Annotated in this window: 17 protein-coding genes; 10 read left to right on the plus strand and 7 right to left on the minus strand. The window is 35.8% G+C overall.

The window, feature by feature from the left end:
- The first annotated feature begins 13 nt into the window (after positions 1-13).
- Together NSQ08_RS04640 and NSQ08_RS04645 are read left to right on the plus strand one after the other, a co-directional pair.
- The gene (locus tag NSQ08_RS04640) at positions 14-1,057 is read left to right on the plus strand and encodes an ABC transporter ATP-binding protein (protein WP_002011337.1); all 1,044 of its coding nucleotides are present in this window, start codon (positions 14-16) and stop codon (positions 1,055-1,057) included.
- The gene (locus NSQ08_RS04645; protein ID WP_002086978.1) at positions 1,050-1,985 is read left to right on the plus strand and encodes an ABC transporter ATP-binding protein; all 936 of its coding nucleotides are present in this window, start codon (positions 1,050-1,052) and stop codon (positions 1,983-1,985) included. The genes NSQ08_RS04640 and NSQ08_RS04645 overlap by 8 nt, the downstream gene beginning before the upstream one ends.
- Positions 1,986-2,175: 190 nt before the next feature.
- Here NSQ08_RS04645 and NSQ08_RS04650 read toward each other — a convergent pair whose 3' ends face one another.
- A complete protein-coding gene (locus NSQ08_RS04650) occupies positions 2,176-3,621 on the minus strand; it encodes an MATE family efflux transporter (RefSeq protein ID WP_002166144.1) in 1,446 nt (481 codons plus the stop codon).
- 354 nt (positions 3,622-3,975) lie between these two features.
- Between NSQ08_RS04650 and NSQ08_RS04655 the strand changes: the two genes are divergently transcribed.
- Entirely contained in the window at positions 3,976-5,622 is a 1,647-nt protein-coding gene (locus NSQ08_RS04655; RefSeq protein WP_002140829.1) for a peptide ABC transporter substrate-binding protein, read from the plus strand.
- 29 nt (positions 5,623-5,651) lie between these two features.
- Here the strand turns inward: NSQ08_RS04655 and NSQ08_RS04660 are convergent, their stop codons facing one another.
- Positions 5,652-5,855 carry a hypothetical protein gene (locus NSQ08_RS04660; protein WP_000559981.1) on the minus strand — a complete coding sequence of 68 codons (204 nt, stop codon included), beginning with the start codon at positions 5,853-5,855 and terminating at the stop codon, positions 5,652-5,654.
- A 580-nt stretch (positions 5,856-6,435) separates the two neighbouring features.
- Between NSQ08_RS04660 and spx the strand changes: the two genes are divergently transcribed.
- Positions 6,436-6,831 carry a transcriptional regulator Spx gene (spx, locus tag NSQ08_RS04665; RefSeq protein ID WP_002011348.1) on the plus strand — a complete coding sequence of 132 codons (396 nt, stop codon included), beginning with the start codon at positions 6,436-6,438 and terminating at the stop codon, positions 6,829-6,831.
- Positions 6,832-6,881: 50 nt separating this feature from the next.
- Here spx and NSQ08_RS04670 read toward each other — a convergent pair whose 3' ends face one another.
- Positions 6,882-7,556, minus strand: coding sequence for a TerC family protein (locus tag NSQ08_RS04670; RefSeq protein WP_340772121.1), 675 nt, complete (start codon positions 7,554-7,556; stop codon positions 6,882-6,884).
- A 436-nt stretch (positions 7,557-7,992) separates the two neighbouring features.
- Here NSQ08_RS04670 and mecA point away from each other — a divergent pair, with 436 nt between their 5' ends.
- From mecA to pepF, 4 genes are all read left to right on the plus strand, one after another.
- On the plus strand, positions 7,993-8,676 hold the full coding sequence (gene mecA / locus NSQ08_RS04675; protein WP_002011351.1) for an adaptor protein MecA: 684 nt from the start codon (positions 7,993-7,995) through the stop codon (positions 8,674-8,676).
- A gap of 72 nt (positions 8,677-8,748) precedes the next feature.
- Positions 8,749-10,293 carry a cardiolipin synthase gene (locus NSQ08_RS04680; RefSeq protein ID WP_340772124.1) on the plus strand — a complete coding sequence of 515 codons (1,545 nt, stop codon included), beginning with the start codon at positions 8,749-8,751 and terminating at the stop codon, positions 10,291-10,293.
- A gap of 91 nt (positions 10,294-10,384) precedes the next feature.
- The gene (locus NSQ08_RS04685) at positions 10,385-11,620 is read left to right on the plus strand and encodes a competence protein CoiA (protein WP_340772126.1); all 1,236 of its coding nucleotides are present in this window, start codon (positions 10,385-10,387) and stop codon (positions 11,618-11,620) included.
- Positions 11,621-11,670: 50 nt separating this feature from the next.
- Positions 11,671-13,497, plus strand: a complete 1,827-nt coding sequence (gene pepF / locus NSQ08_RS04690) for an oligoendopeptidase F (protein ID WP_340772129.1) — start codon at positions 11,671-11,673, stop codon at positions 13,495-13,497.
- A 132-nt stretch (positions 13,498-13,629) separates the two neighbouring features.
- On the opposite strand, the gene NSQ08_RS04695 is transcribed toward pepF, so the two are convergent.
- From NSQ08_RS04695 to NSQ08_RS04710, 4 genes are all read right to left on the minus strand, one after another.
- A complete protein-coding gene (locus NSQ08_RS04695; RefSeq protein ID WP_000748141.1) occupies positions 13,630-13,803 on the minus strand; it encodes a hypothetical protein in 174 nt (57 codons plus the stop codon).
- Between the two features lie 229 nt (positions 13,804-14,032).
- A complete protein-coding gene (locus NSQ08_RS04700) occupies positions 14,033-14,926 on the minus strand; it encodes a ClpXP adapter SpxH family protein (RefSeq protein WP_002125944.1) in 894 nt (297 codons plus the stop codon).
- Positions 14,926-15,324 carry a globin domain-containing protein gene (locus NSQ08_RS04705; protein ID WP_340772133.1) on the minus strand — a complete coding sequence of 133 codons (399 nt, stop codon included), beginning with the start codon at positions 15,322-15,324 and terminating at the stop codon, positions 14,926-14,928. Before NSQ08_RS04705 ends, NSQ08_RS04700 begins: the two co-directional genes overlap by 1 nt.
- A gap of 185 nt (positions 15,325-15,509) precedes the next feature.
- A complete protein-coding gene (locus tag NSQ08_RS04710; RefSeq protein WP_002030388.1) occupies positions 15,510-16,088 on the minus strand; it encodes a CYTH domain-containing protein in 579 nt (192 codons plus the stop codon).
- Between the two features lie 144 nt (positions 16,089-16,232).
- Between NSQ08_RS04710 and NSQ08_RS04715 the strand changes: the two genes are divergently transcribed.
- Both NSQ08_RS04715 and NSQ08_RS04720 read left to right on the plus strand, forming a co-directional pair.
- Complete coding sequence (locus tag NSQ08_RS04715) at positions 16,233-16,604, plus strand: UPF0738 family protein (RefSeq protein ID WP_002030390.1); 372 nt, start codon at positions 16,233-16,235, stop codon at positions 16,602-16,604.
- 30 nt (positions 16,605-16,634) lie between these two features.
- Positions 16,635-17,273 carry a GTP pyrophosphokinase gene (locus NSQ08_RS04720; RefSeq protein WP_002125951.1) on the plus strand — a complete coding sequence of 213 codons (639 nt, stop codon included), beginning with the start codon at positions 16,635-16,637 and terminating at the stop codon, positions 17,271-17,273.
- Positions 17,274-17,285 lie beyond the last annotated feature (12 nt).

Genomic DNA, 17,285 nt, shown 5'->3' on the forward strand with positions numbered 1-17,285 from the left:
GGGAGAAGTAAAAATGAAAACATTGCTAGAGGTAAAAGATTTGCAAGTCTCCTTTGATACACATGCAGGTGAAGTACAAGCTGTACGCGGTGTTACTTTTGATTTGAAAAAAGGAGAAACATTAGCGATTGTAGGAGAATCTGGTTCTGGTAAATCAGTTACTTCTAAAGCGTTAATGGGATTAATTCCGAATCCTCCAGGACGTATTAAAAACGGTGAAATCGTATTTGAAGGTCGTGACTTAACGAAACTAACAGAAAAAGAAATGCAGCAAGTACGCGGTAAAGATATTGCGATGATTTTCCAAGATCCAATGACATCATTAAATCCAACGATGACAATTGGAAATCAAATTATGGAAGGCCTTATTAAACACCAAGGGATGAGTAAAGCAGATGCACGTAAAGTTGCTTTAGAATTAATCGACCTTGTAGGTATTCCAAATCCAGAAGCACGCTTAAAACAATATCCTCACCAATTCTCAGGTGGTATGAGACAACGTGTAGTTATTGCGATGGCGTTAGCTTGTAATCCGAAATTATTAATTGCCGATGAGCCGACAACAGCGCTAGACGTTACAATTCAGGCGCAAATTTTAGAACTTATGAAGGACATTCAGCAAAAAACAGAAGCAGCAATCATTTTCATTACGCATGACTTAGGTGTAGTGGCAAACGTTGCAGACCGAGTTGCGGTTATGTACGCTGGTAAAGTTGTTGAAATTGGAACTGTTGATGAAATTTTCTACAATCCAAAACATCCATACACATGGGGCTTAATCGCATCTATGCCAAGCTTAGATGGTGCAGAGGACGAGCTATATGCGATTCCAGGAACGCCTCCAGACTTATTAAAACCGCCAAAGGGTGATGCTTTTGCACCACGTAACCCGCAGGCGTTGAAAATTGATTTTGAAATGGACCCACCTTTATTTAAAGTAAGTGATACACATTATGCGGCAACTTGGTTACTTCACGAGCAAGCTCCAGAAGTAAAACCACCGGCAGTCGTTGAAAAACGCATTCTTCAAATGAAAGCAGGTGAACAACATGACTAAACAACGTGAGAAATTAATTGAAGTAAAAAATGTAAAGCAGCACTTCGACGTGAGTGGTGGTGTTGTCAAAGCGGTTAATGATATTTCATTTGATATTTACCGCGGAGAAACATTTGGTCTTGTAGGAGAATCAGGTTGTGGTAAATCGACAACTGGAAGAACGATTATTCGTTTATATGATGCAACTGCTGGTGAAGTGTTGTTCGATGGTGAAAATGTACATGGTAAAAAATCACGTGCAGAGCTGAAGAAGTTCAACCGTAAAATGCAAATGATTTTCCAAGATCCATATGCATCATTAAATCCTCGTATGACAGTAGGGGATATTATCGCAGAAGGTATTGATATTCACGGACTAGCAAAAGGCAAAAAAGAGCGTATGGACCGTGTTCATGAATTATTAAATACAGTTGGTTTAAATAAAGAGCACGCAAACCGTTTCCCGCATGAATTCTCAGGCGGACAACGTCAACGTATCGGTATCGCTCGTGCGCTAGCTGTAGAACCTGAATTTATCATTGCTGATGAACCAATCTCAGCACTTGACGTATCGATTCAGGCGCAAGTTGTAAACTTGCTGAAACAGTTACAAAGAGAAAAAGGTTTAACATACTTATTCATCGCCCATGATTTATCAATGGTAAAATACATTAGTGATCGCATTGGTGTAATGTACCGTGGTCAAATCGTTGAGTTGACAACAAGTGAAGAGTTATATGCGAATCCAATGCATCCATATACAAAATCACTACTATCTGCAATTCCGCTTCCAGATCCAGATTATGAGCGCAATCGTAAACGTATCGTATACGATCCATCTCAACATCAATATGGTGAGGAAGCACCAACAATGCGTGAAATTCGCCCAGGACATTTTGTATTATGTTCTGAAGCAGAGTATAAGAAATATAAAGAAATCTATCAATAATAAAGTAGAGCCATTCTTCTATTACAGAAGGATGGCTCTATTTTTTATACTAATTAAACTTAATTTAGTATAAAGAGATTTTATCCAAGTTCTTTTTCTGTTTAAAGACAGCAAATTAAGAGTTTCCAAGAATGAAGAAAAGGCGACTGAAATCCAGCCGCCTTTTTCTTCATTTAGAAACACTTTTATTTTACTGCGCCTGAACAGAAACACTCTCATCTTGCTCATTTGGTTTAACAAGTGCATAATTTTCCCACGATCTACTTCTCCAGCGGAAGAACATAATAATTGCTCGCGTCCATTCGTCGATAGCAATCGCTAGCCAAATACCAACGAGCCCCATGTCTAAATGGAAGGCGAAAAAGTAACCGAGTGGTAAGCTCATTAACACCATGGAGAATGCGCCGATTAAAACAGGATATTTTGCATCGCCAGCTGCACGAAGTGAATTAATGATGACGATGTTCATCGTCCGTCCTGTTTCAAGTAGTACACTTAGTAAAAGAACGCTTGCCCCTAGAGCGATAATATGAGGATTATCTGTAAATAGTCCCATTAATTGTGTGCGGAATGTAACAACGAGCATGACCATAAATAAAGTTACGCCAATCGCCCATTGTACACTTTTCCATACGCGTGTGTAAGCTTCATCCTTTTCATTTCCGCCAACTAGGCGTCCAACGATAATAGCTGTTCCCATACCGATAGCAATGGCGAATAAATAAGTGAACATGGAAATGTTAGTAGCGTATTGTCTTGCAGCTAACGATTCCGTACCTAAGTATGTTGCGTAATATAAGAAGACAATTTGACAAGCTTGATACATGACTTGTTCGAATGCAGATGGAATGCCGATCTTCAAAATTTTGCCAACGTATTCTTTTGATAAAGTGAAGTAATATTGTAATTTCACACGGTATTCCATAACGCGGTACAGTAACCAGAAGAAAACGATAAGTGCGATTAACCGGCTGACAGCGGAAGAAATCGCGGCTCCTTGCACACCAAGTTCAGGGAAACCGAATTTCCCGAAAATAAGTACGTAGTTTCCGGCGATATGAATAATATTCATTCCAAGCGAAACAAACATTGCTTGCTTTGTAAAGCCGTGAACGCGGATAATTGCGGCTAATGAGTTAATAATAGCTTGAAGGAAAATAGCTCCTCCGACGATGGATAGATAGCTTTGTGCATACGTTAGTACATCGCCTTGTAAATTCATTGCCATCATCATATGTTTTGAAAATAAAAGAAAACCAGCGCTTATAATGAGTCCGACCACTAAATTTAATGTGACGGCTAATGCTGATATTTTTGATGCTTCCATAAAGCGTTTAGAACCGAGGTATTGGGATACAACGATAGCTGCACCATTCCCTATGACTTCTAGTACTAAAATCGCGATATGAAGGTATTGATTCGCTGCACCAACCCCAGATACAGCATCGTCTGATAATGCACTTAACATGAAAGTATCAGCGATCCCCATCAGCATAAAAAGAAAAACTTCTAGAAAAATAGGCCATGTTAATAAGAATAAACTTAATTTCTCTGTTGGCCCGTTTTTTGAGCGAATTGCTGTCATGTCCGTCCCCTCTTTACCGATATCTATTTTTAGCAAAGTGTATCGTAACACACTTTCATATCCTTTGCACTTATTTTAGCCTACATATTTTCAATATGAATAAACCTTCATTTTATGACAAAAAGGGAGGAATAATTATGCGTAAGATATTATAGAATATAAAATTTATTTTTCCCTGATAATTTAGAAAAGTATAAAAATGGTCATTTTTAACACTTTAGTTCAATAAAAACGCAGTATGAAACGTTTACAAATGCACGTGGTGTTAACAGAAAATTTTAACAAAATAGAAATATAAATATACAAAGAATATATTTATGTGTATAATATGAATTATTAGAACATATATATATTTCTTTCTGTTTGAAAATAAAAGGGCTAACATTTTTTTTGGAGGGTGGAAGTATGAAAAAAAAGATACCAGTTTTTGTAGCATCAACAGTAGCAATGAGTATGATTTTAGGGGCATGTGGCTACCAAAAAGATGAACCGCAAGCGAACGCAAAAGGGGATAGCGGGAAAAGCGGTGCGAAGCAAGTTATTAACTTAATTGAAACACAAGAAATTCCAACGATGGACCCAGCGTTATCAGCTGATGCAGTTTCTTCAAAAGTAATGAACAATACGATGGAAGGCCTATACCGCCTTGGGAAAGACGATAAATTAGTTCCAGGTGTAGCGAAGGAATTCCAAAAGTCAGAAGACGGTAAAAAGTATACATTTAAATTACGTGAAGATGCAAAATGGTCAAATGGTGAACCTGTAACGGCGAAAGATTTCGTGTATGCATGGCAAAGAGCAATTAATCCAGATACAGCTGCGAAATCGGCGTACATTATGTACGATATAAAAAATGCTGAGAAAATTAATAAAAAAGAGATGAGTCCAGACCAATTAGGTGTAAAAGCGATTGATGATCATACACTAGAAGTAGAATTAGATAATTCTATTCCATATCTTGTTGATTTAATGGTCTATCCGATCTTCTATCCTGTTAATGAAAAGTATGTGAAAGAGCAAGGGACGAAGTTTGGTTTAGAAGCAAATACAACACTTTATAACGGACCATTTACATTAAGTGATTGGCAACATGAACGTAGCTTCAAAATGACAAAGAGCTCATCATATTGGGACAATAAAGAAGTGAAGCTTGAGGAAGTGAACTTTAATATTGTAAAAGATACGTCTACGCCAATTAATTTATATGAAACAAACGCAGTCGATCGAGCGACGTTATTAGCAGAGTTCATCGATAAATATAAAGGAAAACCAGATTTCAAAACGGTAGAAGATACATCTGTATTCTTCCTTCGCTTAAATCAAAAAGACCCAGCTTTAGCAAATAAAAATATTCGTAAAGCAATTTCTCTTGGTTTTGACCGTAAACCATTCGTTGATACATTATTAAATAACGGTTCTAAGCCAGCGACGGGATTAATTCCTGACAATTTCATTAAAGGACCGGATAAAAAAGATTTCCGTGTTGAAAATGGAGATATTGTAAAACCAAATGTAAAAGAAGCGAAAAAGTATTGGGAAGCTGGTAAAAAAGAGCTTGGTAAAAACGAAATTGAATTAGAGCTATTAAATGAAGACGTTGAATTATCGAAGAAAACTGGTGAATATTTAAAAGGTGAGTTAGAAAAGAATTTACCAGGTTTAACAGTGAAAATTAAACAACAACCATTCGCGCAAAAACTAAAATTAGAAGATGCGGGCGACTTTGTAATGTCATTCTCTGGATGGAGTGCAGACTTCCCAGATCCAGTTACATATCTTGATATGTTCGTAACTGATGGGGCACAAAATAAAATGAAGTATTCTAATCCGAAGTACGATGAGATTATTATGAAAGCGAAGAAAGATGGAAGCGACGTAAATGCTCGTTGGAAAAACTTACTTGAAGCAGAAAAAATGTTACTTGATGACGCTGCGATTGTTCCAGTATATCAACGTGGTAGAGCATATTTACAAAGAGAAACAATTAAAGATATGTACAACCATAAGTATGGTGGCGAAGTAAGCTTCAAATGGGCATCAGTAGGAAAATAACAAAAAAAGCAGGTGATTACCTGCTTTTTTTAGTACGTACGTTTTTTATAAATGCCTTTTCCGCCAACTTGGTTCCAGCCAGATTGTACATCTAAACTTTTATTAACAAACTTCATTTTTTCTTTCCCACCAAAGAGTTTTTCACCGATGCTATTTGTAATGACACCAATCAATGCTGTTATTCCGATGATGAGGGTAGCAACAATGATAAAATCAGTAAAAAAAGCGATCATATGTAAATTCCCCCTTTGTCTGTCTGTATTTTTATTGTATGAGATAAATGGTAAAAAAGAAAGAAATGTCAGAAAAATATTCGATTTACTTTAGAAAGCATATAGACATGAGCGGAGAGATTTGTTAAAATAAGAACGAATGTTCCTTTTTGTTTCTAACCTTTAGAGTCTTACATTTCTCAATTGTTTTGTCGGGAAAAGGTAAGAAAACGCTCTCTTTTTAATGGGGAAGATTATGAAACTGTAATTGTATATCAAGTGAAGATTATTGTAGAAAGTAAGTATCAAAAGGGTTGAAGACCGTTGTTAAAGGACAGTTTTACTGAGTATAATCATGTTGCATAGCAGTGGAGTACACGGAGAAATTTTCTCAACTAGCAGTAAATTCACTGTATATTTCTTGCAAAAACTATTGTATAATGATTATAGAAGTTACTTATTAAAAGTAATTATTGTTGCTTACATGAATTGCGATTTTTTACTTTGCTATAAGACAAGTTATCGCGAAAAATTGCGGAAGTTAGAAATTTAAACTGTAATTAGTACAGAATTTGTACTCTTTAAGGAGAGTGAGCTTTGTATGGTAACATTATATAGTTCTCCAAGCTGTACGTCTTGTAGAAAGGCGAAATTATGGCTAGAGGAAAATCATATTCCTTATACAGAACGTAATATTTTCTCAGATCCATTAACGATTGATGAGATTAAAGAGATTTTACGTATGACAGAAAGCGGAACGGATGAGATTATTTCTACTCGTTCAAAAGTTTTCCAAGAATTGAATGTGAACTTAGAGTCTTTACCACTTCAAGATTTATATAAGATGATTCGTGACTATCCAGGTATTTTACGTCGTCCAATTATGATTGACGAAAAACGCCTTCAAGTAGGTTACAACGAAGATGAAATCCGTCGTTTCTTACCACGTACAGTAAGAACGTTCCAATTACGTGAAGCACAGCGTCTTGTAAATTAATTATAATAATATGAAAACCTTCTACCTATTATAGAGTAGAAGGTTTTTTTTTACTGTTTAACATTACGTAATCGCACTTGTTGAACGATAAAGCCTATGCATAAAATGGTGAAAATGAACAAATAAGGGATACTTGTGGAAAAACTAGGATTATGATGAAAAAACGTTGCAAGTCTGTCTTCATGTGTAATCATTTTTCCTGCTGTATAGGCGAGAACTGCTGCTCCGCAATAAATGAGAAATGGAAAGCGTTCCATGAATATTAAAATAAGTTTGCTTCCCCAAATGATAATCGGGATAGAAATGAATAAACCGATAATTACGAGTGAAAGCCTTCCGTGAGCTGCTCCTGCAATGGCAATAACATTGTCAAACCCCATAACGAGATCCGCGAATACAATTGTACGCACAGCTTGGAATAAAGTCGTTTTTCCTTTGATAGAAGAAAGATCGTTGTTATTATCAGTGAGTAAATTGACCGCAATTAATGTAAGTAAAATTCCGCCGGTGAGTTGTAAAAATGGGATATCAAGTAAATAGACAGCTAGTATCGTGAGGAGAATTCGTAGCACAATTGCTAACATAGTACCAATCAAAATGGCTTTATTTCGTTTTGCTTCAGGTAAATTTCGGCTAGCTAGTGCGATGACAATTGCGTTATCGCCACCTAGTACAACATCGATACCGACAATCATTAGTACAGATGTTAAAAACTCTAAGTCCATTCGTCTGCCTCCATTTATGATGTTTTAATAAGCGAAATATATGTATGTGGTGAAGAAAGTTTGTCTAGTTTTGATCCCGTGCTCCCAGGGACAAAATAATCACCTCTAATAGAAGTTTCACTTTATTACAGTGTACGAGGGAATATGGGAATGTATGTCCAAATTTTTTGCGAGCAGTGAATTGGTATAATGGTATATTTATTCCGATTGGTGCGAGCTAATAATCAGTGGAGGATGAAAAAAATACTGATTATTGTTTCACTTTATGTAAAAAGTCGAATACAGATAGGTATATAACTATTTTTGTAAAATAAATCGATTTTATTTCCCTTCTGGAGAATCTTATCATAAAATGAGAGTACAAGAATCTATTGTTTTGTCATATGAGTGGGGAATCCCTTCATAACAATTCTAAGCAGGAAGGGAGCGTTGTATTTTGGATATTGAAAGAATTAATGACCATACGATGAAATTTTTTATTACGTACATTGATATAGAGGATAGAGGGTTTAATCGTGAAGAAATTTGGTATGATCGAGAACGAAGTGAAGAGCTCTTTTGGGAGATGATGGACGAAGCTCGTGATCATGATGATTTCTTTATCGATGGGCCGTTATGGATCCAAGTGCAAGCAGTCGATAAAGGGATTGAAGTACTTGTAACGAAAGCGGAGCTTTCAAAGGATGGACAAAAGCTGGAACTACCAATAGGTGTAGACAAAATTATAGACATTCCTCTAGATGAAGGCATCGAATCATTATTCCAGCAAGAATTAGTGGAAGAGGTAGAAGAACAAGTAGGAACAAACTTTAATGAAGATGGTACGTTTGGCTTTTTAATTAAGTTTAATGATTTTGAAGATGTTATTTCATTAAGTCATCGTCTTATCTTTGAAGATATAAAAGATGAATTACATTCATTTGAGGACCGATATTATGTATATGTGGAATTCGATGAAGTGCTACATGATGAAGAAGAAATTGATCGTATTTTAAGTATTGTTTTAGAATATGGAGAAGAATCTACTTTAACGATTCACCGTGTAAGTGAGTATGGGAAACAGGTTGTGAAAGAGCGTGCGCTTGAGACAATTCGCAACAATTTCCCTCCTAAAATGTAGGCCGATTTCTATAGTATGAAATCGGCTTTTTTTATGAAGAATAGGAAGGCTTTCTTAGTAAGGAGGTAAGAGATGAAAAACACGTTAAAACTACTTTTCTTTTTTCTACTAGTGTTCGCATTATTTGTTTCATTACGCATGTTTATTGATGTAGCATTTTATTCGGATGTCATTGGGATAAAGGATGTTTCTATTTTAGGTATTATTAGTATTTTATTTACGGTTTCCGCATTTTTAATTGGATGTGTTATTTTCTTAGAAAACCGCCATCCGTCTAAAACACTTACGTGGTTAATCGTACTAGGTATTTTTCCGGTGTTCGGTTTCTTTGCTTATCTTTTATTTGGACAAAATTTTCGTAGAAAAAGAATGTTCCAAAAGAAGGCATTACTCGATGAACAGGCGTTTTTACAATATAAGGGACACGAAGATTACGAAGAACGGATTTTACGAAATCATAAGCATCAAGAATTGTTATTTCGTTTAGCAGATCGACTAGGTGCTTTAAATATTTCATTTCAAACTGAAACGAGGACATTAACAAATGGAGACGAAACGTTTCAAGCAATTTTAGATGGGTTAAATCGAGCGAAACACCACATTCATATGGAGTATTACATTGTGCGTGATGACAAGCTCGGTACAGAAATTAAAGATATTTTAATAAAAAAATCAAAAGAAGGCGTTGTCGTTCGTTTTTTATACGACGCGGTTGGAAGCTTTAAATTATCAAATTCGTATATTGAAGAATTGAATGATGCAGGAGTAGAAATGATTCCATTTTTCCCTGTGCGCTTTCCAATTTTAAACGATAAAATTAATTATCGAAACCACCGAAAAATCGTTATTATAGATGGAAATGAAGGGTTTGTAGGTGGATTAAATATTGGTGATGAGTATTTAGGGAAGGATAAATATTTCGGTTTTTGGCGAGACACGCATTTATATTTACGCGGTGAAGCAGTTCAAAGTTTACAGCTGATTTTCCTTCAAGACTGGTTTTATATGACTGGTGAGGCGGTATTAGCACCTGAATATTTACAAGCGGAAGCAGTTGAGGGTGATCATTGGGGCGGAGTCCAACTTGTTGGAGGTGGACCGGATAATAAATGGGAAACAATTAAACATTTATATTTTGCAATGATTGCTTCAGCTAGGAAATCGATTTGGATTGCAACACCATACTTTATCCCAGATGATGATATTTTATCTGCATTAAAAGTAGCTGCACTTGCTGGTATTGATGTTCGTTTGTTAATGCCAAGTAAGCCAGATAAGCGGACTGTCTTTTATGCATCAAGATCGTACTTTCCGGAGTTATTAGATGCAGGAGTAAAAATATATGAATATGAAAAAGGTTTTCTTCATAGTAAAGTTGTCATCGTGGATTCTGATCTCGCATCAATTGGGACAGCTAATATGGATATGAGAAGTTTTCATTTAAACTTTGAAGTAAATGCCTTTTTATATGATACAGGTAGCATTCGAAAGCTCGTTCAAGATTTTAAAGACGATTTAGAAGAATCCAGTGAAATTCATGTTGACCGATTTCATAAGAGACGTCTTCATAGGCGGATTGTTGAATCGACGTATCGGTTATTATCACCTTTATTATAGAAAGAGATGTCCTAATTTAGGACATCTCTTTTTTTGAGAGGAATTTGTAGTAAATTGTAGAATACAAGAAGTTGAAAGGGTGTGATGGTGGATGTTTATTGCAAGGAGAGAAAACGGAGAGAAAATTCATCTATTATATAACCGGGATGAAGAACGTTTACGCGAAATGCGTAAACGAGAAAAATTCTTTTGTACAGCTTGCGGAAAAGAAGTGCAAATGAAATTAGGAACACAAAAGAGCTGGCATTTTGCTCATAAGAAAGTGGATTCATGTCTTACCTTTTATGAAGCAGAATCTATGTATCATATGCACGGTAAAGAATTGTTATATAGATGGTTGAAACGTCAAAATTTTCATGTGGATATAGAGCATTACCTTCCAAAAATCCAGCAAAGACCAGATGTTTTCGTAGAGAGAGCAGGTAGGGAAATTGCGATTGAATATCAATGCGCCAATCTCTCCATAGAACAGCTTTCTAAACGAACATACTCGTATTGGCAAGCTGGTATACAGGTCATCTGGATCATTGGTGGAAATCAATTAAAAAAGCAATCTGCATATTGGATGAAATTTTCCTCACTTCTGGCTTTCTCCTTACAATCTTATCCTCAGCCATTTCTTATTTTCTTCTGTCCGAAACAAAAATCGTTTATGAAATGCGCATTTATCACTCCGTTTTCTACAAATGTCTCTTTCTCACATACTATTTATTTACCAACTGATACGACTACTGTTGACATGCTCTTTTCCTCTGTTCCTTTCCAAAAAGAGGTATTAGGACAAGAATGGGAGAGAAAAAAGAACCATTTTCGGCAAAACGCTCTATCTATCTGGAATTATAATCATAAGTCACTACTCCGCCTCTTATATCAATATAAATGTACCCCAGCGAGCTTTCCTTCTGAAATCGGTGTTCCGCTCCCATCCGCGTTTGCTTTTCAAACAAATCCATTTACATGGCAAGCTTTTCTATACATGAAGTGTATAGGTGAGCTTGCGGTAGGGAATTGTATTTCCCTTCAATATGTGTGTAGTTATGTAAAAAAAAATACGAAAATGCGCTTACTTCCGTACTTTTCACAACATATATGGAAAGTAGCGGTTACTGAATATATGACTTTTTTATGTTTTGTAGGCGTGTTGCATAAAGTAGGGACTTATACGTACCGAAAAATGAGGAATATAGTTATGTTACAGGCGGAGGAGGAAGTTAGGAAATATGATGAAATTTGCTTAGCGCACGCACTATCTCTATTTGAGACAAAGTTCAACATGAGAGAAGAAAAAGGGGATATAATAAAGAATGAACGTGAAGGAATTACATAAGAAAAACAGAATTGTACTTAAGTAGAGATATTTAAAGGAGGGCTTACAGAATGTCTGAACAAAATAAAGCAAAATCATTACCAAATCGCAATGAGATTGAAGAAGCAAGCACATGGCGATTAGAAGATATTTTCCAAACAGATGCAGAATGGGAAAAAGAATTCCAAGCTATTAAAGAGCTATTGCCAAAGTTAACTGAATTTAAAGGGAAGCTTGGCGACTCTGCAGACAATTTGCTTGAGGCATTGCAATATGAAGATGAAATTTCAATGCGATTAGGTAAGCTATATACATATGCACATATGCGTTACGATCAAGATACAACAAACTCTGTGTATCAAGCACTGAATGATCGCGCAACAAATTTATACTCACAAGTATCTAGTAGCACAGCGTATATCGTACCTGAAATTTTATCTATTTCAGAAGATACATTGCAAACATTCTTACAAGAAAATCGAGAACTAAGTGTATATGAGCATGCATTAGAAGAAATTACACGTCAACGCCCGCACGTATTATCTGAGGCAGAGGAAGCGTTATTAGCAGAAGCATCTGAAGTGATGAGTGCATCAAGTAATACATTCGGTATGTTGAATAATGCGGATTTGAAATTCCCATCTATTAAAGGTGAGGATGGAGAAGAGGTAGAAATAACACATGGCCGTTACATTCAGTTTTTAGAAAGTGATGATCGTCGTGTTCGCGAAGATGCATTCAAAGCTGTATTTGAAACGTATGGGGAATTTAAGAACACATTTGCAAGTACGTTAAGCGGGGCAGTGAAACGTAATAATTTCAATGCACGTATTCGTAAATATGACTCTGCTCGCCAAGCAGCATTAAGCAATAATAATATTCCTGAAGCAGTATACGATCAACTCGTTGAAACGGTAAATGACAACTTACATTTATTACACCGTTACATTGATATTCGTAAGCGTGCACTAGGACTTGATGAGCTTCATATGTACGATTTATATACACCACTTGTACAAGAAGTGAAAATGAATGTGAAGTATGAAGAAGCGCAAGACCTGTTATTAAAATCTTTAAACGTACTTGGTGATGAATATGTTGAAATTTTAAAAGAAGCATATGAAAATCGCTGGGTAGATGTGTACGAGAATAAAGGCAAACGAAGCGGAGCATATTCATCTGGTGCATACGGAACAAATCCGTATATTTTAATGAACTGGCATGATAATGTAAATAATTTATATACACTTGCTCATGAGTTTGGTCATTCGGTGCATAGTTATTACACAAGAAAGACACAGCCACACGTATACGGTGATTATTCAATCTTCGTTGCAGAGGTAGCATCAACTTGTAATGAAGCGCTTCTAAATGATTATTTATTAAAAACGACAGAAGATAAAAAAGAGCGTCTATATTTATTAAATCATTATTTAGAAGGATTCCGTGGTACTGTATTCCGTCAAACAATGTTTGCAGAGTTCGAGCATATCATTCATAAAAAAGTACAAGAAGGACATGCGGTTACGCCAGATATGTTAACGGAGATCTACTACGATTTAAATAAGAAATATTTCGGGGATGCTTTAGTAATCGATAAAGAAATCGGTTTAGAATGGTCTCGTATTCCGCACTTCTATTACAACTATTACGTATATCAATACGCAACAGGATTTAGTGCAGCGACTGCGTTATCTAAACAAATTTTAGAAGAAGGGCAACCAGCAGTAGAACGTTACATTAACGAATTCTTAAAAGCGGGAAGCTCCGATTATCCAATTGAAGTGTTGAAAAAAGCAGGAGTTGATATGGCATCTCCTGAACCAGTGAAAGAGGCACTTCAAGTATTTGAAGAGAAATTAAATGAATTAGAAGCGTTATTATTTGAAGAAAAGTAATGAGAAAAGACGAGGGATTTTATCCTCGTCTTTTTTGTTTGAAAATGTTTTTGTCGATATTTGTCGAAAAAATAAGGGGGATTTCCTTACTTTTTCTAAATTAGAAGGCAGTTTTACAGTTGATTTTTGTAATTAAAATCCTTTAAATCGTTTTCTATAGTTGAAATAAGAGACAGCGATGACGATAACTCCGAATAAAAGAGGAAAGGCAATAATTTTAGGGAAAGCTTGTAATAGAGAGAGGATATACAAGAAAAAAGAAACAATAACACATAGAAAGATAAGAAAAATATGAGATTTTTTCATAAGGAAACCTCCTAAATTGCTTTTTTTATAGCTTATTCAAGAATGAAAACGTTTAGAATGTGACAAAAATGTGAAATTCGACAAAAGGGGTTGTCATCTGACGTCGAATCTTGTAATATAATAAGCGTGAACGAATTCACATACAAACATATACCCCTTTGTTTGAACGTGAAAATTTCTCCCATCCCCTTTAATATTTTTATAAGCCGTAAAGAAAAAGACCTGGTGTTTACACCAGGTCTTTTTCTGTTGCTATCCATTTCCAATAACGCTCGCACTTCACTTCAATCATTTGTACTTTTCGTTTTAGTTGTAATTTTTTTAGTTCACGCTCTATTTCTTGCTGAGGGCAGTCATATATAAATGAGATTTCCTTTGAAGAAATAAATTGTGTTGCTTCTAGTAATGCTTCTAAAGGAGGTAATGGTTCTGGCTCAATTTCGCATTTTACCAGTTCTTTTAATAGCTGTACGTATACATCATAGGAATAAATCCCTGTGATTTTAATACCTTCCTCATCTGAATTTGCATGAAAAAATAGGAGGGAAGGTATTTCTGTAATATGCATCTCATTTGTGAATTTTAGGTCGCATTGGAAAGCTTTTTTTGCGCTAACTGAGTGTAGGTCTTTTTTAAATTCCTCTACATCAATGCCACTATCTTTAGCACATGTAAGCAATAATTCACAGTCAGGGTTTGATACATTTTCAAGAAAAATGTATTCTTGGAGTTTTCGCAAAAACTTCGAACCTGCTTTTCGGCCTTGCAACTCCGCCGCCTTAATTGCCATCGAAACTAAATACGGTGTTGACGACGCCTCTTGCATATGTACTTTTCCATCACATGAAAAACCTTGTAAACTTGTTGTCTTTTCCCACACAAATCGAATATTAGCAGGTTTATTCCATTTGTGTGAGGAAGCGTTTGCCCCGTCCACTTTTCCTGTTACTATATGACGAATAGAGAAGTATTTCCCATACTCAAGCCATAGTTTAATAATAAATGGCTCGATATCCCAGCAATCTTTACAAAGTGGATCAATAAATAAATATGCTTCTACAGATTTATGCTCGCATGTGGAAGGAGAAGGCATATTTATATGCTTTGCTTCCTGCTTATCCATTACACTTCACCTGTTTCATTTGGAGTATTGACCATATGTTGAGCAGTTAATGCTAAACGTTCAAAAACAAACTCTCTTATATGACCGTGCACTCCTGTATCATCCATTGCTTGCTCCATACATGACAGCCAAGCTTCTGCGCGTTTTGGAGTAATCTCAAACGGAAGATGGCGTGCTCTTAGCATAGGATGCCCATGTTCTTCAGTGTATAAATTAGGACCACCTAAATATTGTGTTAAAAATTGTTTCTGCTTCCTAGCAGTTTCTGTTAAATTATCCGGGAAGATCGGAGATAAGTCAGGGTGTTCACTGACATAGGAATAAAATGTATCCACTAATGTTGCAATGCATTGTTCACCGCCGATTGCTTCAAATGGTGTCATCGGTTGCTTGCTCATCCTTTATAAACCCCTTTTTCCATGAAATGTATATCTATTGTAGCAATGGAATGTTATGAAGAGCAACTAAACAGCCTTCATAACATTCTTTGCTTATTCTATATGTTGCTAATAAATCTTTTACTTTTCAAAAAGGTGAAATGTAGCCGTAAGTACAGCTCTTCTTGACTGATGGAAATTTTACTTTAGCGCTCTTCGTTTTGTTTGGCAAGGAAAAAGCGTTTTACTTTGTTGTTTGTATGACGAACTGGTACGTTATGTTGCTTTAATAACCTTATAAATGCTGCTTTACCGGTCTTTTCATCTTGCACTTCGTATTCAATTTCATAATCATCGTGATTGTAATAGAAACTATGATCAAAGACAAGCGTTCCGCCTTCAAATAATATTTCAGCTCTTTCTGTTGTTAAACTACCCATATAAGTTAAAGCGGAAACGGGAATTTGTAATTTGTGTAGCTGATCCATTACAGTTCCTTGAATGATTGTGTTTGTTTCCATCATAAGTTGTGCTTCTTTTTCTGTTACAGACTGATGAGTTTCTAATAAACCAATTTCAGCAGGTTGTTTTAATGTTAATGTATAAGTTCCATCTTTATGACGAATACGAAGTGCAGAGCCCGTATCTTTTAAAGAGAAGTGAGGCGTTTCAAAGTAGTGATTTACTTGTTTTGTAAATGCTTCAATAGAAAAAGATTTGCATAATGTTTGGAATTCTTCCTCTGTAACCATATTTTTAAATTCAATTTCAATTTCTTGTGTCATTGTATGCGCTCCTTTTGAAAAATAATTCTTTCCACATTATCGCTTTTTCGCAAATTTGGTTCAATGTTTTATTTGTTTGCGTCCATGTTATGATACAATAATACTGTTAAGTAAGACAGGAAGTTGAGATGGAGGAGTTCGAGTATGCAAAATAAAATTCAAGTTAAGAGCGTAGAAACGAGAGAGAATGCGCTTATTTTTTGTGCGGAAAATACTGAAATAGAGGTAAAGGAGTTAAGTGCGCGTAATCACGTACTTGTAGACTCAGACAATTTATCATTTTTATATATCTTAGAAAATGAATCATCTTTCATTTATGTAAGTATTCCGCATACATGCTGGGAAGCAGTGCATGAAGCGATGAATAAAGATACAGCGATGTTTATTCGCGTGAATGATGTTGAAATAGAATTAGAAGGATTAAAAGAAGAAGTAGAATATTTAGTTGAAAATATTGAAGGTAATGCAAATTACGGAGAAGAACTAGTAACTGCTGTAGAAAAAGTGTTTCTATAAGCAAATGGATTGATTTTGGTGGTGGTTGAAATGAATCGTAATTGGGAAGAATTTTTAGCACCGTATCACCAAGCGGTGGCGGAGCTGAAAGTGAAACTAAAAGGAATGCGTACTCAATTTGCAATGTTAACGGAGCATTCTCCAATTGAGTTTGTAACAGGAAGGGTAAAGTCGGTTGCAAGTATTATTGATAAAGCGGAGAAGAGAAATGTACCGCTAGACCGAATTAGAGAAGATATGCAGGACATCGCGGGCCTTCGAATGATGTGTCAATTCGTAGATGAGATTAAGCCTGTTGTAGAATATCTTCGAAAACGAAATGATTTTGACATTGTAGAAGAACGTGATTATGTAACGCAAAAGAAAGATAGCGGCTATCGCTCTTACCACGTTGTCATTAGTTATCCTGTTCAAACGATACAGGGGGAGAAAAAAGTGTTAGTTGAAATTCAAATTCGCACGTTAGCAATGAATTTTTGGGCAACGATTGAGCATTCTTTAAATTACAAATATAGTGGACGTTTTCCTGAAGATATTAAAATACGCTTACAACGTGCAGCGGAAGCGGCGTTTTTATTAGATGAAGAAATGTCTTCCATTCGTCTTGAAATTCAAGAAGCGCAAAAGGTCTTTTCACGAAAGCAGGAAACGAAAGATTCTGAATCATAAACTAAAGGGTGT

Origin of the sequence: Bacillus sp. FSL E2-8887 (genome assembly GCF_038007205.1) — a bacterium.
GTDB classification, from domain to species: domain Bacteria; phylum Bacillota; class Bacilli; order Bacillales; family Bacillaceae_G; genus Bacillus_A; species Bacillus_A mycoides.